At 62.4% G+C, this 25,293-nt stretch carries 24 protein-coding genes; 14 read left to right on the forward strand and 10 right to left on the reverse strand.

What is annotated here, in order from left to right; translation table 11 throughout:
* The first annotated feature begins 42 nt into the window (after nucleotides 1-42).
* The 3 genes from KYT97_RS01310 (at nucleotide 43) to recX (ending at nucleotide 2,088) form a co-directional block, all read left to right on the forward strand.
* Nucleotides 43-237: a DUF3046 domain-containing protein gene (locus tag KYT97_RS01310; RefSeq protein WP_033235000.1), complete on the forward strand. Its 195-nt coding sequence runs from the start codon at nucleotides 43-45 to the stop codon at nucleotides 235-237.
* A 193-nt stretch (nucleotides 238-430) separates the two neighbouring features.
* Nucleotides 431-1,468, forward strand: a complete 1,038-nt coding sequence (gene recA / locus KYT97_RS01315) for a recombinase RecA (protein WP_033234999.1) — start codon at nucleotides 431-433, stop codon at nucleotides 1,466-1,468.
* An 8-nt stretch (nucleotides 1,469-1,476) separates the two neighbouring features.
* Entirely contained in the window at nucleotides 1,477-2,088 is a 612-nt protein-coding gene (gene recX, locus KYT97_RS01320; RefSeq protein WP_072782495.1) for a recombination regulator RecX, read from the forward strand.
* A 134-nt stretch (nucleotides 2,089-2,222) separates the two neighbouring features.
* Here recX and KYT97_RS01325 read toward each other — a convergent pair whose 3' ends face one another.
* The 4 genes from KYT97_RS01325 to gluA form a co-directional block, all read right to left on the reverse strand.
* Complete coding sequence (locus KYT97_RS01325) at nucleotides 2,223-3,119, reverse strand: amino acid ABC transporter permease (RefSeq protein WP_172935332.1); 897 nt, start codon at nucleotides 3,117-3,119, stop codon at nucleotides 2,223-2,225.
* Entirely contained in the window at nucleotides 3,116-3,796 is a 681-nt protein-coding gene (locus tag KYT97_RS01330; RefSeq protein ID WP_033234831.1) for an amino acid ABC transporter permease, read from the reverse strand. The genes KYT97_RS01325 and KYT97_RS01330 overlap by 4 nt, the downstream gene beginning before the upstream one ends.
* Nucleotides 3,797-3,896: 100 nt before the next feature.
* Complete coding sequence (locus KYT97_RS01335) at nucleotides 3,897-4,733, reverse strand: glutamate ABC transporter substrate-binding protein (protein ID WP_172935333.1); 837 nt, start codon at nucleotides 4,731-4,733, stop codon at nucleotides 3,897-3,899.
* A 78-nt stretch (nucleotides 4,734-4,811) separates the two neighbouring features.
* Entirely contained in the window at nucleotides 4,812-5,540 is a 729-nt protein-coding gene (gluA, locus tag KYT97_RS01340; RefSeq protein WP_080711761.1) for a glutamate ABC transporter ATP-binding protein GluA, read from the reverse strand.
* A gap of 285 nt (nucleotides 5,541-5,825) precedes the next feature.
* Between gluA and miaB the strand changes: the two genes are divergently transcribed.
* Together miaB and KYT97_RS01350 are read left to right on the forward strand one after the other, a co-directional pair.
* Nucleotides 5,826-7,328, forward strand: a complete 1,503-nt coding sequence (miaB, locus tag KYT97_RS01345; protein ID WP_219112761.1) for a tRNA (N6-isopentenyl adenosine(37)-C2)-methylthiotransferase MiaB — start codon at nucleotides 5,826-5,828, stop codon at nucleotides 7,326-7,328.
* The gene (locus KYT97_RS01350; RefSeq protein WP_033234997.1) at nucleotides 7,325-7,918 is read left to right on the forward strand and encodes an Rv2732c family membrane protein; all 594 of its coding nucleotides are present in this window, start codon (nucleotides 7,325-7,327) and stop codon (nucleotides 7,916-7,918) included. Before miaB ends, KYT97_RS01350 begins: the two co-directional genes overlap by 4 nt.
* Before the next feature lie 35 nt (nucleotides 7,919-7,953).
* Here the strand turns inward: KYT97_RS01350 and KYT97_RS01355 are convergent, their stop codons facing one another.
* Nucleotides 7,954-9,354, reverse strand: coding sequence for a DUF349 domain-containing protein (locus KYT97_RS01355; protein WP_033234828.1), 1,401 nt, complete (start codon nucleotides 9,352-9,354; stop codon nucleotides 7,954-7,956).
* Nucleotides 9,355-9,493: 139 nt separating this feature from the next.
* Between KYT97_RS01355 and KYT97_RS01360 the strand changes: the two genes are divergently transcribed.
* From KYT97_RS01360 to KYT97_RS01385, 6 genes are all read left to right on the forward strand, one after another.
* Entirely contained in the window at nucleotides 9,494-10,225 is a 732-nt protein-coding gene (locus tag KYT97_RS01360) for a class III extradiol dioxygenase subunit B-like domain-containing protein (RefSeq protein ID WP_095886068.1), read from the forward strand.
* Nucleotides 10,222-11,163 carry a tRNA (adenosine(37)-N6)-dimethylallyltransferase MiaA gene (gene miaA, locus KYT97_RS01365; protein ID WP_219111616.1) on the forward strand — a complete coding sequence of 314 codons (942 nt, stop codon included), beginning with the start codon at nucleotides 10,222-10,224 and terminating at the stop codon, nucleotides 11,161-11,163. Before KYT97_RS01360 ends, miaA begins: the two co-directional genes overlap by 4 nt.
* Nucleotides 11,164-11,213: 50 nt before the next feature.
* Entirely contained in the window at nucleotides 11,214-11,930 is a 717-nt protein-coding gene (locus KYT97_RS01370) for a class F sortase (RefSeq protein ID WP_245005989.1), read from the forward strand.
* Nucleotides 11,931-11,961: 31 nt separating this feature from the next.
* Nucleotides 11,962-12,831, forward strand: a complete 870-nt coding sequence (dapF, locus tag KYT97_RS01375) for a diaminopimelate epimerase (RefSeq protein WP_095886069.1) — start codon at nucleotides 11,962-11,964, stop codon at nucleotides 12,829-12,831.
* 66 nt (nucleotides 12,832-12,897) lie between these two features.
* A complete protein-coding gene (gene hflX, locus KYT97_RS01380; RefSeq protein ID WP_045067393.1) occupies nucleotides 12,898-14,421 on the forward strand; it encodes a GTPase HflX in 1,524 nt (507 codons plus the stop codon).
* Between the two features lie 19 nt (nucleotides 14,422-14,440).
* Nucleotides 14,441-15,445: a hypothetical protein gene (locus KYT97_RS01385; protein WP_245005990.1), complete on the forward strand. Its 1,005-nt coding sequence runs from the start codon at nucleotides 14,441-14,443 to the stop codon at nucleotides 15,443-15,445.
* Nucleotides 15,446-15,511: 66 nt separating this feature from the next.
* On the opposite strand, the gene KYT97_RS01390 is transcribed toward KYT97_RS01385, so the two are convergent.
* From KYT97_RS01390 to KYT97_RS01405, 4 genes are read right to left on the reverse strand one after another with little or no spacing between them, the layout of a single operon-like run.
* Nucleotides 15,512-15,769, reverse strand: coding sequence for an HPr family phosphocarrier protein (locus KYT97_RS01390; RefSeq protein WP_033234824.1), 258 nt, complete (start codon nucleotides 15,767-15,769; stop codon nucleotides 15,512-15,514).
* A gap of 36 nt (nucleotides 15,770-15,805) precedes the next feature.
* The gene (locus tag KYT97_RS01395; protein WP_172935338.1) at nucleotides 15,806-17,878 is read right to left on the reverse strand and encodes a PTS fructose transporter subunit IIABC; all 2,073 of its coding nucleotides are present in this window, start codon (nucleotides 17,876-17,878) and stop codon (nucleotides 15,806-15,808) included.
* A gap of 18 nt (nucleotides 17,879-17,896) precedes the next feature.
* Nucleotides 17,897-18,886: a 1-phosphofructokinase gene (pfkB, locus tag KYT97_RS01400; protein ID WP_033234822.1), complete on the reverse strand. Its 990-nt coding sequence runs from the start codon at nucleotides 18,884-18,886 to the stop codon at nucleotides 17,897-17,899.
* Nucleotides 18,883-19,650: a DeoR/GlpR family DNA-binding transcription regulator gene (locus KYT97_RS01405; protein WP_045067396.1), complete on the reverse strand. Its 768-nt coding sequence runs from the start codon at nucleotides 19,648-19,650 to the stop codon at nucleotides 18,883-18,885. Before KYT97_RS01405 ends, pfkB begins: the two co-directional genes overlap by 4 nt.
* 205 nt (nucleotides 19,651-19,855) lie before the next feature.
* Between KYT97_RS01405 and KYT97_RS01410 the strand changes: the two genes are divergently transcribed.
* From KYT97_RS01410 to KYT97_RS01420, 3 genes are all read left to right on the forward strand, one after another.
* A complete protein-coding gene (locus KYT97_RS01410; protein WP_172935339.1) occupies nucleotides 19,856-21,529 on the forward strand; it encodes a phosphoenolpyruvate--protein phosphotransferase in 1,674 nt (557 codons plus the stop codon).
* 45 nt (nucleotides 21,530-21,574) lie between these two features.
* Entirely contained in the window at nucleotides 21,575-22,873 is a 1,299-nt protein-coding gene (locus tag KYT97_RS01415; RefSeq protein WP_045067399.1) for a uracil-xanthine permease family protein, read from the forward strand.
* Between the two features lie 134 nt (nucleotides 22,874-23,007).
* On the forward strand, nucleotides 23,008-24,150 hold the full coding sequence (locus KYT97_RS01420; RefSeq protein WP_033234819.1) for an acyl-CoA dehydrogenase family protein: 1,143 nt from the start codon (nucleotides 23,008-23,010) through the stop codon (nucleotides 24,148-24,150).
* 66 nt (nucleotides 24,151-24,216) lie between these two features.
* Here the strand turns inward: KYT97_RS01420 and lexA are convergent, their stop codons facing one another.
* Nucleotides 24,217-24,942: a transcriptional repressor LexA gene (gene lexA / locus KYT97_RS01425; protein WP_033234818.1), complete on the reverse strand. Its 726-nt coding sequence runs from the start codon at nucleotides 24,940-24,942 to the stop codon at nucleotides 24,217-24,219.
* Nucleotides 24,943-25,293 lie beyond the last annotated feature (351 nt).

The raw sequence follows: 25,293 nt of genomic DNA on the forward strand, positions 1-25,293 counted from the left end.
GCGGAGTGTGCACAGCTGCCTGGGTGGACTACCGTGGCGCCCGTGCGATTGACCGAGTTTCACGAATTGGTACGAGAAGAGTTCGGGCAGGTACGAGGTGACTCGATGCTGCTCGACCACGTCATCCTGAGTCTGGGCGGACTGACTGCCGCAGAGGCTATCGAGGCAGGCCAGGACCCCCGCGAGGTGTGGCGAGCGTTGTGCGCGGAGTTCGACGTGCCGCCGTCGCGTCGCTAGTTTGTTTCGGCAATGTTCGATCCTTGCCTGTGTTTCGAACAGATGTTCGTCTATGCTGAGTGTGTTCGGTGGTAACTGCCGCTTCCGCGACTGCAGGGTTCGAGTGGGTCGGCACGATGAATCAAAAGTTTGTCGGTAGCCGGATCTACTCTGATCGCAACACCACTGAAGAGACTTGAGAATGGGGATCACGATGGCACCACAGGCACCAGATCGGGACAAGGCGCTCGACCTCGCGTTGGCGCAGATCGACAAGAATTTCGGCAAGGGTTCGGTGATGCGCTTGGGCGAAGGCGTTCGCCAGCCCATCGCGGTGATCCCCACGGGTTCCATCGCGCTCGATGTCGCGCTGGGCATCGGCGGCCTGCCTCGTGGTCGAGTCGTCGAGATCTACGGCCCGGAATCCTCGGGTAAGACCACCGTTGCATTGCACGCAGTTGCCAATGCGCAGGCCAACGGCGGCATCGCTGCATTCATCGACGCGGAACACGCACTCGATCCGGATTACGCGGCCAAGTTGGGTGTCGATACCGACGCACTGCTGGTCTCCCAGCCCGATACCGGTGAGCAGGCGCTCGAGATCACCGACATGTTGATCCGCTCCGGCGCTCTCGACATCATCGTTGTCGACTCCGTGGCAGCGCTTGTTCCCCGCGCTGAAATCGAAGGCGAAATGGGTGACAGCCACGTCGGTCTCCAGGCTCGTTTGATGAGCCAGGCACTGCGAAAGATCACCGGTGCCATGAACAACTCGGGCACCACCGTCATCTTCATCAACCAGCTTCGCGAGAAGATCGGTGTGATGTTCGGTTCACCCGAAACCACCACTGGTGGTAAGGCTTTGAAGTTCTATGCGTCTGTCCGTCTGGACATCCGCCGTATCGAGACGCTCAAGGACGGTACCGACGCAGTCGGTAACCGCACCCGCGTCAAGGTGGTCAAGAACAAGGTCGCTCCGCCGTTCAAGCAGGCCGAGTTCGACATCCTCTACGGCCAGGGCATCAGCAAGGAAGGCTCGCTCATCGACATGGGTGTCGAGCACGGGTTCATCCGTAAGTCCGGCTCCTGGTACACCTACGAAGGCGACCAGTTGGGTCAGGGCAAGGAAAACGCTCGAAAGTTCTTGCTGGAGAACACCGATATCCGTGACGAGATCGAGAAGAAGATCAAGGAAAAGCTGGGTATCGGTGCCGATGTCACCGCTACCGATGAAGCTCCCGCCGACTTCTGATCCCTGTCATGGAGTACATCGACGATGACGGTGGCAGCGACACCGGTTATCGAAGGTCTCGCTCGCGGTCCGATCGGGCGGGCAGCCGTGGTGGCAGCGATCACCGCGGCGAACGCAGGCAGCGCGGCGAAGGTACACAGCGCGCCGAGGGTGGCACGGAGGCGCAGGCAAAGGATGCTTGCCTGCGCCTCCTGAGTGACCGCGCGCGCAGTCGGTCCGAGTTGGAAAAGAAGCTGATCAGCCGGGGATACGAGACCGACATTATTACTCGGGCACTCGATCGTCTCCAGGAGATCGGTCTCATCGACGACGCGGATTTTGCCAACCAGTGGGTGCATTCACGTCACACCTATTCGGGCAAAGGCAAGAAGGCGTTGGCCGTCGAACTTCGACTCAAGGGCGTCGATCAGGATGTGGCAACTGAAGCGTTGTCGCAGATCGATGCAGAAGACGAGCGCGAGCGGGCAGCTGATCTTGTTCGAAAGAAGTTGCGCAACAAGCCGGTCGACGATCGCGACAAGGTGATGAGACGTCTGGTGGCGATGCTTGCGCGCAAGGGCTACTCGGCGAGCATGTCGTACGAGGTCGTCAAAGCCGAGATGGCTGCCGCGGAGCCGTAGGCGACAAAACTATGCGGAGCCGTAGGCGACAAAACTTCGCGGAGCCGTAGGCGACAAAACTAGAAGCGGGGTGTGTCACCGAATTTGGTGACACACCCCGCTTCTGGTGTCGGTGAAGCAATAGGTCGATCAGTTCACGGCTTGGTCAGATCCATTCCCGGAACCGACACCGCAACATCGGCGACAGGCGGAGCGATCGGGCCCTTGCCCTTTCGCTTTCCGGACCTCAGTCGTTTCTCGACCTTGGTTGCCAGGTAAGTCAGCGAAGAGTTCAAGATGATCATGATGACAGCAGCCACCATGAGCGCCGGCAGGTAGTTCTGGAACGCAGCACCCAGCTGGGTGGACTGTCGAACAAGTTCGGTGTAGCCGATGATGTAACCCAGAGCTGAATCCTTGAGCGCAACAACCATTTGCGATATCAGTGCGGGGAGCATGGTTGTGACTGCTTGGGGTAGCAAGATTGTCACCATGATTTGAGATTTGCGCATACCGAGAGCTTTGGCGGCTTCACTTTGTCCGCGGGGGAGTGAGTTGATTCCCGAGCGAACGATTTCCGCGATCACCGATCCGTTGTAGAGCGTCAAGCTCACCACGACGGCCGTAAGCGCCAAGTAGTCGAGTTTCACGATCTTGTATTCGGCAAGAACGGCGTACATGAAGATGATCAGCAGAAGCACGGGAATTGCTCGGAACAATTCCACGATGACACCACTGATAATTCGCACAACGCGGTGATCGGACAATCTGCCGATTCCGAGAATTGCGCCGAGGATCAGTGCAAGCACGATGGACAGTGCTGCCGCAATCAAGGTGCCCTTGATGCCGGGAAGCAGATACGTCGTCCAGACGTCCGCCTGCACGAACGGATCCCATTTGGCGGAGGTCAGCTGCCCCTTGTCGTCGAGCGCGCGGTACACGACATACGCGATGGCGAGGGCGAGGACGGCTACGACAACCGAAGCGAATCGGTACAGTGCCCGTGCCTTCGGGCCGGGTGCGTCGTAGAGAACCGTTGCTTGCTTAGTCATCGTGCGACCTCGAATTTCTTGGCGAGCTTACCGAAGAGCAATCCCGTCGGCAGGGTCAAGATGACAAAGCCGACTGCAAAGATTCCTGCGGTCACGAAGAGTGCGGCTTCGTTTTCGAGAATCTCCTTCATCAATTTCGATGCCTCGGACACGCCGATGACGGCGGCGACGGTGGAGTTCTTGGTCAGAGCGATCAGGACGCTTCCGAGCGGTGCGATCACAGCGCGGAAGGCCTGCGGAAGAACGATGAGTCGGAGGTTCTGCAGGAAGGTCAACCCGAGGGACCGTCCTGCTTCTGCCTGTCCGGCATGGACGGTGTTGATTCCGGCGCGGATCGACTCGCACACAAACGACGCGGTGTAGACGCTCAGTCCGAGGACGGCCAAGCGGAAGTTGTTGTCGATCACGAAGGTTGACGAACTGGTCGATGCGAGGCTGATGTCGAGAGTTTGGTACAGACCGAACACACAAAAGAGCAGGATCAGGGTGAGCGGCGTATTGCGGAAGACGGTGACATAGGCGGCGCCGAGGAATCGGGCGACAGGTACGGGAGATACCCGCATCGCGGCAACAATCACTCCGAGTATCAATGCGCCGATAGCCGAGAAGATCGTGAGCTGGATCGTGGTCCAGAACGCTTCGAGGATCTGGCTTCCGTAATCGTCGAGTATTTTCACTTACGGTCTCCCCAGTTCATGGGTCGTTGTTGAAAGTGCTTGCCCAGGTGGGGTTTCCGGACATGGAAACCCCACCTGGAATGGCTACTGCTCAGCTGGATCAGTACCGGTTGACAGTGGGCGGAGCGGGCATCGTGTAACCGGACGGGCCGACCGTCTCGGTGAATGCTTCTGCCCACGCTCCGGAAGAGATCATCTTCTCGATGGCATCGTTGATCTTGCCGCGGCCTTCGGAATCGTCCTTGGCCAAGCCGATTCCGTAATTTTCGGTCGTGAACGGCTCACCGGCGATACGGAATGCACCGGGGGACTGTGCCGCGTAGCCGGCGAGAATGATGTCGTCGGTCGTGACTGCGTCGACCTTGCCGTTACGCAGCGCTTCGACGCACGCCGAGTAGGTGTCGAATTCCTGGAGCTGGACGTCCTTGGCGTAGGTGTCCTTCACCTTCTGGGCGGGGGTGGACCCAGCCACCGAGCACAGGATCTTGCCACCGTTCAGTGATTCGGGACCGGTGATGTCGGTGTTGTCCGCATTGACGAGCAGCGACTGGCCGGCGACGAAGTACGGTCCGGCGAAGCCGACCTTTTCCTTACGTGCGTCGGTGATGGAGTACGTCGCGACGATGTAGTCGACCTCGCCGTTCTGGATCAACGTCTCACGCTGGGCGGACGGTGACTCCTTGAACGTGATGTTCTCGGGCTTGACGCCCAATTCGTTTGCAACGTACTTCGCGACCTCGACGTCGAAACCGGTGTACGTGCCGTCCGCGTTGCGCAGGCCGAGTCCTGGCTGGTCGAACTTGATGCCGATGGTGAGCTTGCCGTCAGCGGCGTTCTCGCTGACCGTCTTGCTCTCCTCGCCGCCACCGCAGGCGGTTGCTGCGAATGCAATGGCCATGATTCCGATTCCGAAACGGACGGAACGATTGATCTTCATGGAGATCCTCTCAATTGTGTCGACATTCGAACTGTGCAGTCGAGACGGGTGTCTTGTGGACGTCGGTGCAGGACTTGATCAGTGCGTGAGGATCTTTCCGAGGAAGTCCTTGGCCCGATCCGACTTGGGGTGGGTGAAGAACTCTGTCGGGTTGGTGTCTTCGACGATCTGGCCGTCGGCCATGAACAGCACCCGATCGCCGGCTTTGCGGGCGAATCCCATCTCGTGGGTGACCACAAGCATGGTCATGCCTTCCTTGGCGAGGGAGGTCATGACGTCGAGGACCTCGTTGACCATCTCGGGGTCGAGAGCGGAGGTCGGCTCGTCGAACAGCATCACCTTCGGCTGCATCGCGAGCGCGCGAGCGATGGCGACACGCTGCTGCTGACCACCGGAAAGTTGTGCCGGGTACTTGTCGGCCTGATTGGCGATGCCGACCCGTTCGAGCAACTGCAGTGCCGTCTTCTTGGCGTCTTCCTTCTTCGCCTTGCGGACCTTCATCGGTGCGAGCATGACGTTCTCGAGAATCGTCTTGTGCGCGAACAGGTTGAAGGACTGAAAGACCATGCCGACGTCGGCGCGAAGTGCGGCAAGGGCTTTGCCCTCCTCGGGGAGGGTTTTGCCGTCGACGGCGATGGTGCCTGAATCGATGGGTTCGAGCCGGTTGATGGTTCGGCACAGTGTCGACTTACCGGAGCCCGACGGACCGAGGACGATCACTACTTGGCCCTTGGGTACCTCGAGATTGACCTCTTGCAGGACGTGAAGTTCCCCGAAGTGTTTGTTCACCGAGGTCATCGAAATCATGGATGTGGAATCGCCGGAGGTAGTCGGCGTCGTCGCATCGTCGGCTTGGGTCATAACCGAGAACCTTAGGCGTAGTTTCCGTCTGTGCCCCGCATTTCGTCAGGGTTCCGCGTAACGGTAGTGAAAATTTTACGCCGTTGACGTTTATGTGGCGCTTTGTCGGTTTACCTGGGCGTTATTACACGCCGTAGTGGACGTGAGCTAGGCTGAAGCGTGTCACTGATCGACGAAAAGACCTCTACCGCGCCTGCGGCGACCACCGCTGAAGCCTCGGCAACCACCGCAGTGCCCCCTGCCCGCACGTATGAAGTGCGGACTCACGGATGCCAGATGAACGTCCACGATTCCGAACGTCTGTCGGGACTTCTCGAAGATGCGGGTTATCGCAAGGTGGAGTCCGGTGTCGATCCCGATCTGGTGGTCTTCAACACCTGTGCCGTCCGCGAGAATGCCGACAACAAACTGTACGGAACACTCGGTATGTTGGCGCAGAACAAGAAGGCCAAGCCCGACATGCAAATTGCTGTCGGTGGATGCCTTGCACAGAAGGATCGCGAGACCGTCGTCAAGCGGGCGCCGATTGTCGACGTGGTCTTCGGAACGCACAATATCGGTTCGCTGCCCGCGCTGCTCGACCGTGCGCGTCACAATCAACGGGCCGAGGTCGAGATCCTCGACGCGCTGGAGGCATTTCCGTCGACGCTGCCCGCGAAGCGTGAATCTGCCTATGCCGGTTGGGTTTCCATCTCGGTTGGCTGCAACAACACCTGTACCTTCTGTATCGTCCCGGCGCTGCGCGGCAAGGAAGTAGATCGTCGTCCGGGCGACATCCTGGCCGAGGTGCAGGCCCTCGTGAACGAAGGCGTGTCCGAGGTGACTCTGCTCGGTCAGAACGTCAACGCCTACGGCGTGTCGTTTGCCGACCCCGAGCAACCGCGTGATCGCGGGGCTTTTGCGTCCCTGCTGAAGGCCTGCGGAAACATCGAGGGACTCGAGCGCGTCCGATTCACGTCACCGCACCCCGCCGAATTCACCGACGACGTCATCGACGCTATGGCCACCACTGCCAATGTGTGCCCGCAGTTGCACATGCCGTTGCAGTCCGGGTCCGACAAGGTCCTCAAGGCGATGAAGCGTTCCTACCGCAAGTCGAAGTACCTCGGAATCATCGAGAAGGTGCGTGCCGCGATGCCGCACGCCGCGATCACCACCGACATCATCGTGGGCTTCCCCGGCGAAACCGAAGAGGATTTCCAGGAAACCCTCGATGTCGTACGCAAGGCGCGGTTCTCGAATGCGTACACGTTCCAGTACTCCATCCGCCCGGGCACGCCTGCGGCAGAGATGGAAGACCAGATCCCCAAGGACGTGGTCCAGGAACGCTACGTGAGGCTTCTGGCGGTGCAGGAAGAAGTCAACATCGAAGAGAACCGCAAACTCGTGGGCACCGAAGTGGAGCTCCTTGTTGCGGCAGGTGAGGGCCGTAAGAATGCGGCGACGCACCGAATGAGCGGTCGCGCACGCGATGGGCGTTTGGTGCATTTCCGGCCCGAAGGCAACGTGAACACCTCGATTCGCCCCGGCGACGTCGTGACGGTGGTCATCACGCACGGCGCGCCGCACCACCTCGTTGCGGACGACGGAGTGCTCACCCATCGGCGCACGCGCGCCGGAGATTCTTTCGACCAGGGCATCACGCCCAAGACCGCACCGATCGGTGTCGGTCTCGGACTGCCGAAGATCGGTGCCCCAGCCCCACAACCCGTTCAGATGGGATGCAATTCATGAGTTCAGCACACGACAACAGAACGTCGCCTTCCGGTGACGATGCCTCGTTCGAGGAATACCGTTCCGATCTCGACGCCGTCGAGCGGAAGATTGCCGGCGAAATCGATCCGGGTGTTCGAGCGATGGTTGTTGCGATTGCCGTTCTGGTGCTCGTCGGAACGCTTGCGCTTCCGCACGCCGGGGCAGCCAACGGCTGGGACGTCTTGGCGTTCAACCAGGACGCGGTTTCCGAGCGAATCGCACTGTTCTCGCGACTGTATGTCTGGTTTGTTGTGATCTTCGGCATCGGATTCTCGATGCTCGCCTTGGTCACGCGTCGTTGGTCGGTGGCGTGGATCGCGCTGGCCGGTAGTGCCGTCGCAAGTGCGCTCGGCATGATGGCAATTTGGTCGCGTCAGACAATTCCCGAAGCGTTCCACGTAGCCGGACCGTCGATCGGACTTGTCATCGGCTGGTTCACCGTCATATTCCTGACGTTCCACTGGCTCAAGGTCGTCTGGGCGCGCACGACAATCCAGTTGGCTGCCGAGGAACAGCGCCGGATCGCTGCTGCGGAAGCTGAGAAGAATCAGGAGTGGAACGCCGGCTGACCCCGCATAACGGGGCCGGCCGACGGTAAATCCGCTCAGTCGTTCACTGCGCCTTCGGCTGCGTCTGCCCACTCTTGCCACTGCTTGGCCTGAGCGCGCGCCTTCTCCGCATCCTTGGTCTTGCCGGCAGCTTCAGCCTTGGCGGCCTGCTCCTCGAACTGGGTGACCCGTTCCTTGAACTGGGCTACGCGGGCGAGGGCCTCCGGGTCGGTACGACGCCACTGTGCGTCGACGGCGTCACGGACCTTGCTCTCGAGAGCGCGAAGCCGTGCCTCGAGGTCCTGCATGCGATCACGCGGGACCTTGCCGATGGCGTCCCACTTTTCCTGCAGGTCACGCAGTGACGCGCGGGCACTGTCGAGGCCGTGCTCGGGATCGATGTTGGCGTGCGAGGCCAACAGCGCTTCCTTGGCTTTTGCGTTCTCCTCGAACTCTGCGTCACGTTCCGCGGCCGCGGCATTACGCGCTGCAAAGAAGACGTCCTGCGCGGTCTTGAACCGGTCCCACAGAGTGTCGTCAGCCTCGCGAGGGGCGCGGCCTGCGGCTTTCCACTCGGTCAGAAGATCGCGGAACTGCCCCGCTGTCGGTCCCCATTCGGTGGACGTCGACAGCTTTTCGGCGCGCTCGACCAATTCTTCCTTGGTGGAGCGGGCGCTGGCCCGGTCGCGGTCCAATTCAGCGAAGTGGGCGCCGCGTCGTCGATTGAAGGATTCGCGGGCCTTGGAGTACCTCTTCCACAGGGCGTCGTCGACCTTACGATCGATACCCCGGATGGTCTTCCACTCGTCGAGAATTTCGCGGAGACGATCGCCTGCGGTCTTCCACTGGGTGGATTGTGTACCGATCTGCTCAGCCTCGGCGGCAAGGGCTTCCTTGCGTGCAGTATTGGTTGCCCGCGACTGCTCCTTCTCCTCCTTGGCGTGAGCTGCGGCTTCGTCCGACCCGGCAACAATGTGATCGAGGCGTGTGGCAAGAGCGTCGAGATCGCCGATTACGGCTGCCGTGGGAAGCGTTTCCAGGAGCGCAACGGCTGCGGCCTTGGTTTTCTTCGCGTCACCGGCACCCGAGGTCAGTCGCGCCTCGAGCAGAGTGACCTCGGTGGCGAGGTCGTCGTAGCGGCGACCGAAGTGGGCCAATCCCTCGGCGGCGTCACCGGCCTGCCAGGATCCGATCTGGCGTTCTCCGTCGGCAGTCTTCACCCAGGCGGTGCCGTCTTCCTCGACGCGGCCGAACTTGCTCGGGTCGCTTGCCGGGGTAGTCGGTACTGCCGGCCGACTGGCAGCCGGTCCTGGCCGTGGCGCGCCTGGTCGCGGTCCACCTGGTTTCGGAGCGCCCGGTTTGGGCGTCGACGCGCTCGGCTTGGCAGCACCGGGGGTTGGTGTGCCGGGTGCCGAGCTGGTCTCTGTTCCGGTGGTGGGTTCGCTGTTCTCGGTCATCGGTCCTCGTCTCTGCCGCGCGTCACGGCTGCCTGATCGCATTCCTGGTTCCATTGAACCCGGTACTCACGTTCTACGACTATTGAATCAGGTAACAGGGTGTCAGGTTGTCACCTCGGGTTGGACTAGCGTGGCATCTGTGTTCACAGCTGCCGCACTGGTCCCGTCACCCCCACTTCTTGTTCCCCAATTGTCGGGCGACTCGGCTCCGGCCGGCGAGGTCAGGGCGGCTGTGCTCCAGGTAGTTCAGGAACTGGCAGCCACGGCGACGCGATGGATCGCCGTGGGCGCCGACACCGAGAAAGTCCTGGAAACGGCTGGAACAGCAGGCGTGGGACGGGGAGAAGTCGGGACCTTTGCCGGCTTCGGAGCTGACGTTCGCACCCGACTCGACGGCGATGCCCGCGGGCCGGTCAATCCGGAGCTGCCGTTGACTGCTCTGGTCGCGGGCTGGCTCCGCGAGCAGGCCGGGCCGGACGTGTCCGTCGATGTACACCTGATTTCAACTAACGCGTCGGTGGACGAATGCCGCACACTCGGCGCGCGGCTGCGTGAACTCCTGGACGCCGGAGACGAGCCGGTCGGCCTGCTGGTCCTCGCTGATGGAGCGTCGACCTTGACCCCCAAGGCGCCGGGCAGCTTCGACGAGCGAGCCGCGCCACTTCAGGCAGTGATCGACGCTGCGCTCGAGCAGGGTGATCGGGCGGCGCTTCTGGACCTGGATCCTGCGCTGTGCGACGAGATAGGTGCGTCGGGCCGGGCCGCGTGGCAGGTCTTGGCGTCGGTCTTCACCGAGCAACCCGACGCGGTGGTGCACTACAGCAGTGCACCGCTTGGCGTCGGCTATCACGTCGGGATGTGGCGCCGGTGAGCAAAACCGCGGATTCTAAAGCTGGAGATTGTCGACCCATCGCCGTGGTCGGTCCGACGGCTGCGGGCAAGTCCGATCTTGCGCTCGATCTGGCGCAGGAGTTCGGCGGCGAGATCATCAACATCGACGCGATGCAGCTCTATCGCGGCATGGATATCGGAACTGCAAAACTTTCACCCGGTGAACGTCGGGGGATTCCGCATCACCTGCTCGACGTGCTCGATGTCACCGAGACGGCCACTGTGGCGCGGTACCAACATGACGCCATGACAATCGCGGAGCGGCTGATGGCGGAGGGCAAAGTACCCGTCATCGTCGGTGGTTCCATGATGTACGTGCAGTCACTTCTCGACGAGTGGGCCTTCCCGGCTACGGACCCTGTGGTGCGTGCGCGGTGGGAGGCTGTTCTTGCCGACGAGGGGATTGCGGCGGTGCATGCCGCGCTGGTGGCGGCGGATCCCACCGCGGCTGCGTCGATCCTTCCGACCGACGGTCGCCGCATGGTGCGGGCGCTGGAGGTGGTGGAGTTGACCGGTCAGCCCTTCGCGGCATCAGCTCCGCAGATCGGTGAACCTCGTTGGGGTACAAGGATATTGGGTGTCGATCGGGAGACGGAACGGTTGGATGCGCGTATTCGACTGCGGACGGAGTTGATGTTCGACACCGGTTTGGTCGGTGAGGTCGAGGCGTTGATCGAGCAGGGTCTTCGCGACGGCGTGACAGCGCCGCGAGCGATCGGCTATGCACAGGTGCTGGCGCATCTCGACGGTGAGTACAACCTCGCTGAGGCGCTCGAACGTACCTTCATCGGGACTCGACGATACGTTCGGCGTCAGCGGTCGTGGTTCCGTCGCGATCCGCGAGTGCACTGGCTCGACGGCGGCGCTGACGATTTGCTGGACGCCGCGCGCGCAGCTGTAGTGGGGGAAATTCGCTAGCTGTGCGGCCCGGTGTGTAACGAATCCCCGAATTCAGCTATCTTACAGTTATGGCAATCGGTCATGGCGACCAGCTGACGAAGGGTGAAGAGAACATGGTGCAGACGGCGGCGCACGCTCGAACGCCCCGCAGGCGCAAGACAACTCTGCCCCTGATTCTTCTCCTCGTCGTGTTTCTCGCAGCGGGTGCCATCCTTGTCTACCTGGCTGTCAGTGCCGCGGGAAAACCGATCAGCGCACCATTGCCCGATGCTCCGTTCGAGGTCGGAACAGCGCCGGACCCCGGCATGGTCTGGGCTGCGGCACCGACCGATCTGCCTCCGAACACACTCGCGATCCCGGACCTCGACGTGCGGGCCGACATCGTGACCAGTGGTCTGGGCGCCAATCGCGGCATGATCCTTCCGCACCCCGACAAGGTCTCGCACTTCCTCAACGACGTGCATTTCGGTGAGCCGGACGGCACCAATCTTGTTGCCGGGCACGTCGACGACGGCGACCGCACCCACGGCGCGCTCTGGCCGTTGCACCAGATCAAACCGGGAACGCCGATCTACGCCACCGACGACGCGGGCACCATGTACACGTACACCGCGGCGAGTCTGAAGCTCTACGAGAAGGTGGCGTTGCCGGCCGAGTTCTTCGAGGACACGGGTGCACCGAGGCTGGTTCTGGTTACCTGCGGCGGCCCGACGGTTCCTGATCCGTCGATGCCCTCCGGATTCACTTATGAGCACAACCTGGTGGTCACGGCCTCACCGGCGTAACGGTCTGGTAGGTCCGGATAGGATGGCGCCCATGGATTTCAGCAAGGGCCACGGCACTCAGAACGACTTTGTCGTGCTTCCCGATCTCGATGTCGCGATCGATCTCGAGCCGGCGCGCGTCACAGCGCTCTGTGACCGTCGTCAGGGATTGGGCGCCGACGGGATTCTGCGTGTCGCGCGGGCCGGTGCACTCGCCGATGCCGGTGTCCTGACCGAGATTCCGACGGGAATTGCCGCCGACGACTGGTTCATGGACTACCGCAACGGCGACGGCTCGATCGCCGAGATGTGTGGCAACGGTGTTCGCGTGTTCGCGCATTACCTGACTGCGTCCGGCCTCGAGAACCGTCGCGAGTTCGTGGTCGGCAGCCGGGCCGGAGCGAGGCCGGTGGTAGTTCACGCCACAGGCGCCACCGCGGGTGATGTGACCGTAGGCATGGGAACCGTCACCGAGCTGGGGACCAGCAGCGCCAGCATCGAGGGCAGGGCCTTCACCGGGCTGGGAATCGATGTCGGCAATCCGCACCTGGCCTGCGTCGAGAAAGATCTGCACGCCGAGCAGTTGGCGGCCCTCGATCTGTCTATCGCACCGGCATTCGATCCGGCGTTCTTCCCGCATGGCGTGAACGTTGAATTCGTGACGCCACTCGAAGACGGCGGCGTCAGCATGCGGGTGTACGAGCGCGGTGTCGGCGAGACGCGCTCGTGTGGCACCGGAACTGTTGCCGCAGCCGCTGCGGCGCTGCGCCACGACGGTCGCAGCGACGGCACCGTCACCGTCAAGGTTCTCGGCGGCGCGGTTCAGGTTGCGATCGACAAGGGTGTTGCCGAGCTTCGCGGACCGTCGGTTCTGCTCGCAGCCGGATCGATCAGCGATGACTGGTGGCGATCACTTGCGTGAGCTGCGTATGCCGTGCGCGAAAAGCGGATGCGCCGCTGTGAGGTTTCGTGGGAACATGGATCTTGTATGACGAAATCACATGACAATCAAGAATCCACTGCAGACGAGTCTGCAGAATCGTTTGCTGCCGACTCTTCACCGGCAGGCGAGCAGGCCGAGTACACAGCCGACGAGTCCGACTACGCAGCGTCTTCCGGTTCCGGAACGCCGTCGGTTGGTGAAATGCAGCTTTCCGAGCGTGGTGCATTGCGCCGCGTTGCGGGACTGTCCACCGAGTTGGAAGACGTCACCGAGGTCGAGTACCGCCAGCTGCGCCTCGAGCGTGTTGTCCTGGTCGGTGTCTGGACCCAGGGAACTGCTGAGCAGGCAGAGTCCAGCATGGCCGAGTTGGCTGCACTGGCGGACACGGCCGGATCAGAGGTTCTGGACAGCTTGGTACAGCGCCGCGACAAACCCGATACGGCTACGTACATCGGTTCCGGCAAGGCCCAGGAACTACGTGAAATCGTGCTCTCGACCGGCGCCGACACGGTCGTCTGCGACGGTGAATTGACACCTGCGCAGCTCACCGCGCTGGAGAAGATCGTCAAGGTCAAGGTCATCGACCGCACGGCCCTGATTCTCGATATCTTTGCTCAGCACGCCACGTCCCGCGAAGGTAAAGCTCAGGTCGCTTTCGCTCAGATGGAGTACATGCTTCCTCGCCTGCGTGGTTGGGGCGAGTCGATGTCGCGCCAGGCTGGTGGCCGTGCCGGCAGCAACGGCGGTGTGGGCCTGCGTGGTCCCGGTGAGACCAAGATCGAAACCGACCGTCGACGCATTCGTGAGCGCATGGCAAAACTGCGGCGCGAGATCAAGGCCATGAAGGCGGCCCGCGACACCAAGCGGACGCGTCGATTGCGCAGTGACATCCCCGCTGTTGCCATCGTCGGCTACACCAACGCCGGTAAGTCGAGCTTGCTCAATTCGCTCACCGGGGCAGGCGTACTGGTGGAAAACGCACTGTTCGCCACCCTGGATCCGACTACTCGTCGGGCGTCGCTCGAAGACGGCCGCGAGTACGTACTGACCGACACCGTCGGTTTTGTTCGGCACCTTCCTACCCAGTTGATCGAGGCATTCCGCTCGACCCTGGAAGAGGTTGCCGACGCGAATCTGCTGATGCACGTCGTGGACGGTTCCGATGCATTGCCCACCGAACAGATCAAAGCCGTTCGGGAAGTGATCACGGACGTTCTGCGCGAGACCAATTCGCCTGCGCCGCCGGAGTTGATCGTGGTGAACAAGATCGACGCCGCAGATCCCGTGACGCTCACGCAGTTGCGTGCGTTGCTTCCCGGCGCTGTGTTCGTCTCCGCCAAAACGGGCGAGGGAATTGCGGAACTGCGGGCCCACCTTGCCGAGGTTCTGGTGCGCCCCGACGTGGAAGTCGACGTTCTGGTTCCGTACCACCGCGGCGATCTGATGGCCAAGATCCATTCCGACGGAACAATTCTGGAGTCGGCTCACGAGGAATCGGGAACCCGGGTTCACGCGCGCGTTCCACAGATGTTGGCGTCGGCTCTGGTCGAGTACGCACCGAGTGCGTAGTTGGTCGAGTACGCACCGAGTGCGTAGTTCTTACTTCGCAACTGCCGCTGCCACCGGCGCACTGGTGGTCCTGCTGTCCGGAAGTGCTGGAGCGCAATCGAATACACCCGTCCCGGAGGCGGGTGTATTCGAGCCACTCTGCACACCGACCGATCCCGGACTCGAGGAACTCTCCGGCATGGTGGCCGTCGGCAACCGGATCTACGGGGTCGGCGACAGTGGAAACGACGAAGTTGTCCTGGAACTGGACACCGATTGTGTTGTGCGAAACAGGATTCCCGTGCCGATCGACCCGTACGACATCGAGGATCTCGCTTGGTACGATGGATCGCTGATTCTCGCGGACATCGGCGATAACCTCAGAACCCGCGAGACCGTTGCGTTCATCACGCTCGACCCCGCGTCGGGTAGCGCGTCGTTGCATCGCGCGAACTACCCAGACGGACCGCACGACGCCGAAGCAGTGCTGGTCGATCGAAGTGGCCGCGTATTCGTCGTCACGAAGGAACTTTTCGGAACGAGCAGTATCTACACACCAGCGCAGGGCCAGAGTATTTCCGCGCTGGCCGAACCCGGGCCGACACCGCTGACGCGAGTCGGAACACTCAGCACAGGGGACGGGACTGCCGCTTCGATGTTCACCGGCGGCGCGGTGTCCGCAGACAGTTCGGTGGTGGCCCTGCGGAATTATTCGGATGTCTATCTCTACCGGGTCGGCGAGAAGGGGATCGGCGCCGCACTCACCGAGGGGCAGCCGCTACGCATCCCGACGCCGTATCAACCTCAAGGTGAGTCCGTCACCTTCACGGAAGTCGGCGATCTGGTGATCGGTTCCGAGTCGAAGGGTGAAGCGCATCCGCCTCTGTACGTGATGAGCGGCGCTGTCGAGAAGGCACTGGCCTCGCAAAACGGCGAGTCGCCGGGCGAAGAGTCGAGCAACGCAGCGGTGTGGGGCATTGCCGGCGGTGTTGTTGTGATCGCCATCGGTGGTGGTCTGCTCGTCCGCTTCCGAAGGCGCAGATAGAAACACAGCAGATAGAAACACCAAAGCCGGACACTCATACGAGCGTCCGGCTCTGGTGACGGATATTCAGGCGTCGAGATCGGCAGCAACCAACTCGGCAACCTTCTCGAGGGCGTCGATGTCGTCGGATTCGATGGTGACTTCGGCACCCTTGGCGGCGCCGAGCGTCATGATCATCAGCGCCGAGCCTGCGTCCACGGGTTCTTCGCCGGCAACGGCGAGAGTCACGGTGGCTCCGGAGGCGCCCACCGCTTCGGCGATGAGGGCAGCGGGGCGCGCGTGGAGGCCAACTGCGGAACCTACGGCAACTGTCTTACTTGGCATGAGAACTCCTCAGGGTGGTGGTGGGTGTGATGTCGATCATGCCGCAGCGGGCACGATTTCGGGGTCCAACTCGGCGTCTGTCGGGCCACTGCGGATGAACTGTTTTGCGCCGATGACCGCCAGCGCAGCTACGACGGTTCCGGCGGCGAGAGAAACCAGGAACCAGCCGATTCCGCCGACTGCGAAGAATACGAAGATTCCGCCGTGCGGAGCGCTCAGTGTGACGTCGAATGCCATGATCAGACCGCCGGTGATGGCGCCGCCGGCCATCATCGAGGGAATGACACGCAACGGGTCGGCAGCGGCAAAGGGGATGGCGCCTTCGGAGATGAAGGCAGCGCCGAGCAACCAGGCAGCTTTTCCGTTTTCACGTTCTGCTTCACTGAACAACTGGGGGCGCAGGACGGTGGATGCAAGTGCCATCGCGAGCGGCGGGACCATGCCGGCCGCCATGACGGCGGCCATGATGCGCAGCGATGCGGGGTCGTCGACGTTCAGACCGGCTACGGCGAAGGCGTAAGCAGCTTTGTTGACCGGTCCGCCCAGGTCGAAGCACATCATCAGGCCGAGGATGATGCCGAGGAAGATGGCGGAGCTACCCGAGAGTCCGTTGAGCCAGTCGGTGAGTCCGGTGGTGATCGCGGCCAAGGGGCGACCGAGGACCAGGAACATCAGTGCGCCGACGATCATGGTGGCGAACAGCGGAATGATCACGACGGGCATCAATCCGCGGAGCCACTGCGGTACGGAGATCCGGCCGATGTACAGCGCGACCACACCGGCGATCAGACCGCCGACGAGGCCGCCGATGAATCCGGCACCGACAAAGACGGCTACCGCGCCGGCCGTGAAACCGGGGGCGATACCTGGCCTGTCGGCGATGGCAAAGGCTATGTAACCCGCGAGCGCCGGCACGAGGAAGCTGAAGGCCAGCGAACCGATCTGGAAGAGTACGGCGCCGAGGTAGGTGGCGAGGCCGCCGTCAGGCAGGTTTGTCAGTGAGTTGTTGAGAACGATGTCCCCGGCGGGACCGGAGATTTCGTAACCGCCGAGGAGGAAGCCGAGTGCGATGAGCAACCCACCGGCGGCGACAAACGGAATCATGTAGCTGACACCGGTCAGAAGGACCTGCCGCAGGTGCGTGCCGAACCCGACGTCGCCGGTCTCGCCGTCATCCGCGCCGGCAGCGACAGTCCCGTCCACCGTTGCCGCTGAGGGATTGTCAGCGGCGCGGAGTGCTTCGGCCAGCATCTTGTCCGGTTCGTTGATCGCCCGTTTCACTCCGGACGCCACGACGGGTTTACCGGCGAACCGCTCGCGGCCCTTCACCCCGACATCGGTGGCAAAGATGACGGCCGCGGCACTTGCGATCAGCGACGGAGAGAGCGGTGTGCTGCCGCTCGAACCCTGTGTTTCCACGTGGACCGTGACACCGGCGCGTTCACCGGCGGCAACAAGCGAGTCAGCGGCCATGTACGTGTGGGCGATTCCGGTGGGGCAGGCCGTGACGGCAACGACGTGACGCTCGGCAGCGGCAGGCGGGGCCGGTTCCGGCGGCGTCGGCTCGGCTGAGTGTTTCGCTGTGGAAACAGCGGCAGCTGCCGGCTCAGGAGTTGTCGGCTTTGCCGGTGCCGGATTGAGCACCTCGTCAACCAACCGCACGATCTCATCCGGCGTCGGGGCTTCCCGAAGGGACGTGACAAATGCGGGCCGCACCAGGGCGCGAGCCAGCGACGACAGGAGCTTCATGTGTTCTGCGCCGGCGCCCTCGGGGGCGGCGATCAGGAACACCAGGTCGGCAGGACCGTCCGGGGCTCCGAAGTCGACCTTCGGATCGAGGCGCGCAAACCCCAGCGACGCCGACGTCACGGCCTCGGCGCGGCAATGCGGAATCGCGATTCCGCCGGGTAGGCCGGTGGCGGACTGCGCTTCGCGGGCCAGGGCGGCGTCGACCAGACCGTCGGCGTTGTCGGCGCGTCCCGCCGCGGTCAGTCGCGCGGCCAGCGCACGGATGACGTCCTCTTTCGAGGCGCCGAGGTTGGTGTCGAGTGAGATCAGTTCTGGGCTGATGATCGGGGAGCCGGAACTGCGTGCGGTGGGTTCGGACATGTCGATTTCCTTACGGCGTCAGGCGAGTTCGGTGGGCAGGGCGGGTGCGGATGTGGCAGACGAGATCGTGACGCCTGCAAGATCGACTTGATCTGGAGTCGGGAGGGTAGTGCCGGGGAGGGAGGCGGCAGCGCTTCCGTAGGCGACAGCGTGGCGAAGGCATTCACCTGGATCAGCCCCGGCGGTCGCGGCGAGGATGTATCCGGCAAGTGAGGAATCGCCCGCGCCGACGGTACTGACCGCGACGATCGGGGGAGCGGTGGCAATCCAGGTGCCTTCGGCGGTGACCAATACGGCTCCCGCTGCTCCGAGAGTTGCGAGCACCGCGCCGACACCGCGTTCGACCAGAAGTGTGGCCGCAGCGATCGCCGGCCCCGGATCGCCTTCTTGTGCAGCATTTTCCAGGGCATTGCCGTCGACGCCGGTGAGTTGCGCCAACTCCTCGCCGTTGGGCTTGAGGAGATCCGGCGCCGTGAGCGGAAAGTTCTCGGCAAGAGCGGACAGTGGCGCGTCGGAGGTGTCGACCGCGACCTTGCAGGGGTGATCGCGCAGTGCCGCAACAAGTTCGCCGTACCAGCCGGGATCGACGCCAGGTGGAATGGAACCGGACAGCACAATCCAGCTGGCTACATCTGCTCGTGAAACGAGTTCGCGTGCCAGGTTGTCGAGTGTCGTGCCGGAGAGGGCCGCGCCAGGTTCGTTGATCTTTGTTGTGGTTCCGTCCGGTTCGGCGACGGTGATGTTGGTGCGCGCGAGGCCCTCGGTTGCGACGCCGAGGTGGGGGATTGCGCCATCTGCAAGTGTGCTGAGGAGCGGGTCGCCCGGGTTTCCGGGAAGAATCGCGAGGACCTCGAGTTTCGCCGCGCTCAGGACGCGTGCCACGTTCACCCCCTTGCCGCCCGGATCGCTGCGCGTGGAGTGGGCTCGCAGGACTGAGCCACGCTGGAGTGGTTGCTCCAGTTGCACCGTTCGGTCGATGCTCGGGTTGGCTGTCAGGGTGACGATCATGCGATGACTACCTCGATTCCCTGGTCGTGGAACTCGGACGTGTCGGTCGGGGTGATGTCCTCGTCGGTGATGAGGACGTCAATGCTGCTCAACGGCGCGAAGCTGATGAGATGCTCGCGGCCCACCTTGCTTGAATCTGCCAGTACCACTACGTGATTGGCGGCCTTGACCATTGCTCGTTTGACTGCTGCCTCCTCGCTGTCCGGGGTGGACAGTCCGTGTCCGAGGCTGATGGCATTTGTGCCGATGAAGGCGACATCGACACGCAAGGTACCGAGCAGTCGTAGTGCGTCCTCGCCGACCGCTGCTTGGGTGACTCCGCGAACGCGGCCGCCGACGAGGATGAGCGATACCGAGTTCATCGACGCGAGTCGCGCTCCGATCGGAACGGAATTGGTGATCGCAGTGAAGTCGAGATCGGTCGGAATTTCGGTGATCATCCGACCGGTGGTGGTGCCGGCGTCGAAGAGTGCGCTACCGCCGTTCGGCGGCAGGTACGACAGCGCGCAACGGGCGATGCGGTCTTTCTGTTCCGCGCGGGTTTGATCACGTTCTGCCATGCCGGGTTCGGTGACGTGCAGTGAGGCGGTGGGTACTGCGCCGCCGTGGACGCGTCGTACCTGCCCGATTCGTTCGAGGAAGGCCAGATCGCGTCTGACGGTTTCGGTGGTGACGCCGAAGGTCTCGGACAGTGCCGCCACGGACATGCGTCCTCGCTGCGACACCATCGTGCCTATCGCTTGTTGGCGTTCTTCCGCGTACACAGTCTCTCCGTTGCTGGTGCCGGTCGTGATTCGCGGGTGCGGTGCGAGTCACAGTCAATGTTGCTTTATGTTGTTTTACGCCCGAGTGTGTTGACATGTCAAGAGTTGCGAGTAATCTTCGTCACAACAAAGCTGAACAGGAAGTCGGCGCGGCGTGGGACCTACGGTTGGTGGCCAGTCGGGCAAATCGTTTCTAGGAGGACCGATGACCGAACAGATCGATATCGCGAGTGTGCATGGAACACCGGTTGTTCCCGGAGTCGCTTACGGCCCGGCAATCTGGCCTTCCCGGCGCCCCGAGTTGATCGCAGAAGCCCCACCGCTGGACGAGTCGGTTCGGGCAGCCGCCCAGGACGATTTCATCGCCGCGGCCAAGACAGTCGAAGGTCGACTGCTCGCCCGAGCGGCCTCTGCCACTGGCGCTGCCGCAGAGGTGCTGACGGCAAATGCGGCTATGGCAGCTGACCGGGGCTGGATCGGGATAGCGAAGAAATCCATCGCTGCCGGGGTGCCTCCGGTTCAGGCCACCATCGCAGCGACCGAACAGTTCGTGACGATGTTCACGAAACTCGGCGGGGTGATGGCAGAGCGTGTGACGGACCTCAAGGACATTCGCGATCGGGTGATCGCCGAGCTGTCCGGACTGCCGGAACCCGGAATTCCCGCCCCCGAGACGCCGTCCGTTCTGTGCGCCGACGATCTTGCGCCGGCTGACACGGCTGGTCTCGACGCGACCAAGATCATCGGGCTCGTCACGGTTCTTGGTGGTCCCACCAGCCACACCGCGATCATCGCGCGCCAACTGGGGATTCCGTGCATCGTGGCAGTCAAGGATCTCGAGACGGTGCAAGCCGGTACTCCCGTACTGATCGACGGGACCACCGGTGAGGTGATCAGCAATCCCGATGCAGACAAGGCAAAGGCGCTGGTCGAGCAGTCCAGACTCGAGCGTGAGCGGGTCAGCACCTGGGTGGGCCCAGGGCGCACAGCCGACGGTCGGCCCGTCGACGTACTGGCCAATGTCCAGGACGGCGCAGGTGCCCGGGCGGCGGCGCTCACCGCAGCTGACGGTATCGGACTGTTCCGCACCGAACTGTGTTTCCTCGGACGTGAAACCGAGCCGACCGTGGACGAGCAGGCGGCAATCTATACCGAAGTTCTGGAAGCGTTTGCGGGCAAGAAGATCATCGTCCGCACCCTCGATGCCGGGTCGGACAAGCCATTGAAGTTCGCCAATCATCAGGAGGAGGCGAATCCCGCTCTCGGTGTTCGAGGCGTCCGAATTGCCTGGCAGGACATGGGAATTCTCGATCGGCAACTCGACGCGATCGCCGCTGCAGCAGCTCGTACGGGCTCGTCGCCGTGGGTCATGGCGCCGATGATCGCGACCCCGGCGGAAGCCAAGCGCTTTGCCGAGGCCGTCCGAATCCGTGGCCTCGTTCCCGGCGTCATGGTCGAGGTCCCGGCCGCGGCGTTGCTCGCTGATCAGATCCTCGAGCACGTCGAGTTTCTCTCCATCGGCACCAATGACTTGGCTCAGTACACGATGGCCGCCGATCGGATGTCGTCCGAACTCGCGGAGCTCACCGATCCGTGGCAACCGGCGGTGCTCGCATTGGTTGCTCGTACCGCGCAGGCCGGTCAGGCAGTCGGCAAGCGCGTCGGTGTGTGCGGCGAGGCGGCGGCGGACCCGTTGTTGGCGTGCGTTCTTGCCGGACTCGGTGTTTCGTCACTCTCGTGTGCTGCCGCGTCCGTTGCGGGCGTCGGGGCCAAGGTCGGTTCCGTCACCATGGAGCAGTGTGTCGCTGCGGCTGCCGCAGTACTTGCCACTGGCGATCCGGCGTCGGCACGAAAGGCTGCTGCACTCGCCCTGAGTTGAACCGAATGAGGTCGCAGTACCAGCACTGACCTAGTATTTCGGGCTGTGACTAAACGAGAAACGACGACCGGGGCCAGCGGAATCGGTTGGACTGTCCACGGCGACGGTAAACGAATTGCCGACGGCGCCGTGGTGCGCCCGGACGAACGGCTCAGTTGGCCCCGAACCGTCGGCATCGGGATGCAGCACGTCATCGCGATGTTCGGCGCGACACTGCTCGTGCCGACGATTACCGGCTTTCCGGTCACGACCACTCTGCTGTTCTCGGGTATCGGTACCGCGCTGTTCTTGATCATCACCAAGGGACGGATTCCGAGTTACCTCGGTTCGTCGTTTGCGTTCATCGCGCCGCTGACGGCGTCGGCTGGGTCCGGCCCGGCCGCGCAGCTCGGTGCGGTCATGGCGGTCGGTATCGTGCTGATGCTCATCGGTGTAGCCGTGCGCGTGATCGGCGGACGGGTGATCGACGCGGTCATGCCCCCTGTGGTGACCGGTGCTGTCGTGGCGTTGATCGGTCTGAACTTGGCGCCGACCGCAGCCGCGTCGTATCAGTCGCAGCCCCTGATCGCGACAGTGACGTTGTTCTCGATTCTTCTGGTCACCGTGGTCGGACCGGGCTTGCTCGGCCGGCTCGGAATCCTTGTCGGCGTCGTGATCGGCTGGGTTTTTGCCGCAATCTACGGTGGCCTCGACAGCGAGCGTGTTACTGCACTGCGCGAGGCCGACTGGTTCGGTGTCCCGAGCCTGCACGGCCCGTCGTTCGACTGGTCTGTCATCGTATTGGCGCTGCCTGTCGTGATCGTTCTGGTGGCCGAGAACGTCGGACACGTCAAGGCTGTGTCGGCGATGACCGGAAAGTCGTTGGACGACCTCGCCGGAAACGCACTCTTTGCCGACGGTCTGGCAACTACGTTGGCCGGCGCGGGCGGAGGATCAGGAACTACGACGTATGCCGAGAACATCGGCGTGATGGCGGCTACCCGCGTCTACTCGACTGCGGCGTACTGGGTCGCGGCGGCCACGGCGGTCGTCCTGGCTTTCTCGCCCAAGTTCGGCGCGCTGGTGTTCACGGTTCCGAACGGCGTCATCGGTGGCGCGACCATGGTGCTGTACGGCCTCATCGGCATTCTCGGTGTTCGGATCTGGATGGAAGCGAAGGTCGATTTCACCGATCCGGTGAATCTCACCGTGGCCGCTGCCGCGCTGGTCGCCGGTATCGGCAACCTGACACTCACCATCGGCTCGGTGGAACTCGGCGGCATCGCCTGGGGCTCGATCGGCATCCTCGTCGCCTACCCGGTCATGCGCTATCTAGCTAAATTCCGTACTTCGAGTAACAGGTAACCGGTACAGTCACGAATCGTGATCGTTCGAGTCATCGACGCGTGCTCGCAGGAGTTCTACCGTCAGAACGACAGTCAGGTGGGACGAGTGGACATCCGTTCGCCCCGTGATGCATCGAAGCAGTAGGAGCTGGCGTGGAACGTACCCTGTTCGAACCGGAGCATGACCTTTTCCGGGAGTCCTTCCAGAAGTTCTTGGCACAGCATGTTGCACCCTTCCACGATCAGTGGGAGGAGCAGAACATCGTCGATCGTGGCGTGTGGGTCGAAGCCGGAAAGCAGGGCTTTCTGGGAATGGCCGTTCCCGAGGAATTCGGTGGCGGCGGTGTAAAGGACTTCCGCTACAACGCGATCATCACCGAGGAAGCCACCAAGGGTGGGTACAGCGGGCTCGGCTTCACCCTTCACAACGACGTTGTGGCGCCGTACCTACTCGATCTGTGCAACGACGAACAGAAGCAGCGCTGGCTACCGGGATTTGCATCGGGCGAGCTGATCTCCGCGATCGCGATGACCGAACCCGGCACGGGCAGTGACCTGCAGGGCATCAAGACCAAGGCAGTTCGCGACGGTGACCACTGGATCCTCAACGGGTCCAAGACGTTTATCACCAACGGCATCAACGCCGATCTCGTCATCGTGGTGGCATGTACCGATCCAGACAAGGGCGCACAAGGCTTCAGCCTGTTTGTGGTCGAGCGCGACATGCCGGGCTTCGATCGCGGACGCAACCTCGACAAGATCGGCATGAAGGCACAGGACACCGCCGAACTCAGCTTCACCGACGTTCGGGTTCCCGCTGCCAACTTGCTCGGTGAAGAGGGAATGGGCTTCCTCTACCTGATGAAGAACCTTCCGCAAGAACGTCTTTCCATCGCAGTGGTAGCTGCCGCGGCCATGGAATCCGTTCTCGAGAAGACCATCCAGTACTGCCGAGACCGCAAGGCATTCGGCAAGTCGATCGGCAGCTTCCAGAACACCCGATTCGTGCTGGCCGAATTGGCGACGGAGACCACCGCCGTCCGTGTTCTCGTCGACAAGTTCATCGAGCAGCTCAACGCCGAGAAACTGACGGTTCAGGAAGCCGCAATGGCCAAGTGGTGGACCACCGAGGCCCAGGTCAAGCTGATCGACCGTTGCCTCCAGCTTCACGGCGGCTACGGATACATGAAGGAATACCCGGTTGCCAAGGCGTACATGGATTCCCGCGTGCAGACCATTTACGGCGGCACGACTGAAATCATGAAGGAAATCATCGGACGGTCCCTGAACCTCTGATCGAAGCAGCGACAACTATGGCCCCGGCATCAGCCGGGGCCATAGTTGGTTTTTGATCTGTACGCGTCAGATCTTGCGCATCACGGTGACTACCTTGCCGAGAATGACGGCGTTGTTACCGGAGATGGGTTCGAACAGGGGATTGTGCGGCATCAGCCACACGTCCTTCTTGACCCGCTTGAATGTCTTGACCGTCGCCTCGCCGTCGATCATCGCAGCAACGATGTCGCCGTTCTCGGCGACATTCTGCTGACGCACGACTACCCAGTCACCGTCGCAGATCGCAGCTTCGACCATGGATTCACCGACAACCTTGAGCATGAACAGCGATCCCTGCCCGACCAATTCGCGGGGGAGTGGGAACACGTCTTCGACGGCTTCTTCCGCAAGAATCGGCCCGCCGGCAGCGATGCGACCCAGGACCGGCACAAATGCAGGCTCAGGAAGCGGATCGCCCGCGGCGCTACGAATCTCCGACGCATGCCTCGTCACCGAAGCGATAGCGGTGTCGGCGGCAACCTCGTCCAGTCCTCGGACATCCACCGCTCGAGGGCGATTGGGGTCGCGGCGAATGAAGCCCTTGCGCTCGAGTGTGCGGAGTTGATGCGCGACCGACGACGTCGACGTCAGTCCCACCGCATCGCCGATCTCCCGGATGCTGGGCGGGTATCCACGCTCGCTCACCGAATCCCGGATCACTTCGAGAACGCGGCGCTGCCGCTGGGTGAGAGCTTCGGCTGACGTCGCGGCAACGCCTGCCGTTGCGGCACTTGTGGAGCGATCGTCCTTCATGGCGTTGAGCCTTCCGTGTTTGCGGTGATTGCGGTGATTGCGTGTTTGCGGTGATTGCTTGTCTACGAGCAGTGGATATCAGGATTATCGGCGGTGCAGTGACTATTCGGTCGAACTTTGTTGTCTCGGTCGAGCTTTGTTGTCGGTGGTGCGTGGTTCTCTGTGCGTACACGTCGCCCCGGGAGTCCCAGTTCGGAATTCCCATTGTGTGACCTGACACGAATCTAGTCGCATTTGCTCGCGGTTTCAAACATCTGTTCGACCTGTGTCGCTCGAATAGAAGACTTTGTCAGTCAGACGTGGTAGAAATTCGAACATGCGTTCCATCGAACGCAGGTTCGAACCGCTAAC

This window comes from Rhodococcus globerulus (assembly GCF_019334125.1).
In the GTDB taxonomy this organism is placed as follows: Bacteria; Actinomycetota; Actinomycetes; order Mycobacteriales; family Mycobacteriaceae; genus Rhodococcus_F; species Rhodococcus_F globerula.

Excerpts from the sequence above, each read along its gene's own strand:
- recA (WP_033234999.1), top strand. The coding sequence starts at position 431 with ATGGCACCACAGGCACCAGATCGGGACAAGGCGCTCGACCTCGCGTTG.
- recX (WP_072782495.1), top strand. The coding sequence starts at position 1,477 with ATGGAGTACATCGACGATGACGGTGGCAGCGACACCGGTTATCGAAGG.
- KYT97_RS01325 (WP_172935332.1), bottom strand. The coding sequence starts at position 3,119 with ATGACTAAGCAAGCAACGGTTCTCTACGACGCACCCGGCCCGAAGGCA.
- KYT97_RS01335 (WP_172935333.1), bottom strand. The coding sequence starts at position 4,733 with ATGAAGATCAATCGTTCCGTCCGTTTCGGAATCGGAATCATGGCCATT.
- gluA (WP_080711761.1), bottom strand. The coding sequence starts at position 5,540 with ATGATTTCGATGACCTCGGTGAACAAACACTTCGGGGAACTTCACGTC.
- KYT97_RS01350 (WP_033234997.1), top strand. The coding sequence starts at position 7,325 with ATGAGTTCAGCACACGACAACAGAACGTCGCCTTCCGGTGACGATGCC.
- KYT97_RS01355 (WP_033234828.1), bottom strand. The coding sequence starts at position 9,354 with ATGACCGAGAACAGCGAACCCACCACCGGAACAGAGACCAGCTCGGCA.
- KYT97_RS01370 (WP_245005989.1), top strand. The coding sequence starts at position 11,214 with ATGGCAATCGGTCATGGCGACCAGCTGACGAAGGGTGAAGAGAACATG.
- dapF (WP_095886069.1), top strand. The coding sequence starts at position 11,962 with ATGGATTTCAGCAAGGGCCACGGCACTCAGAACGACTTTGTCGTGCTT.
- hflX (WP_045067393.1), top strand. The coding sequence starts at position 12,898 with ATGACGAAATCACATGACAATCAAGAATCCACTGCAGACGAGTCTGCA.
- KYT97_RS01390 (WP_033234824.1), bottom strand. The coding sequence starts at position 15,769 with ATGCCAAGTAAGACAGTTGCCGTAGGTTCCGCAGTTGGCCTCCACGCG.
- KYT97_RS01395 (WP_172935338.1), bottom strand. The coding sequence starts at position 17,878 with ATGTCCGAACCCACCGCACGCAGTTCCGGCTCCCCGATCATCAGCCCA.
- pfkB (WP_033234822.1), bottom strand. The coding sequence starts at position 18,886 with ATGATCGTCACCCTGACAGCCAACCCGAGCATCGACCGAACGGTGCAA.
- KYT97_RS01410 (WP_172935339.1), top strand. The coding sequence starts at position 19,856 with ATGACCGAACAGATCGATATCGCGAGTGTGCATGGAACACCGGTTGTT.
- lexA (WP_033234818.1), bottom strand. The coding sequence starts at position 24,942 with ATGAAGGACGATCGCTCCACAAGTGCCGCAACGGCAGGCGTTGCCGCG.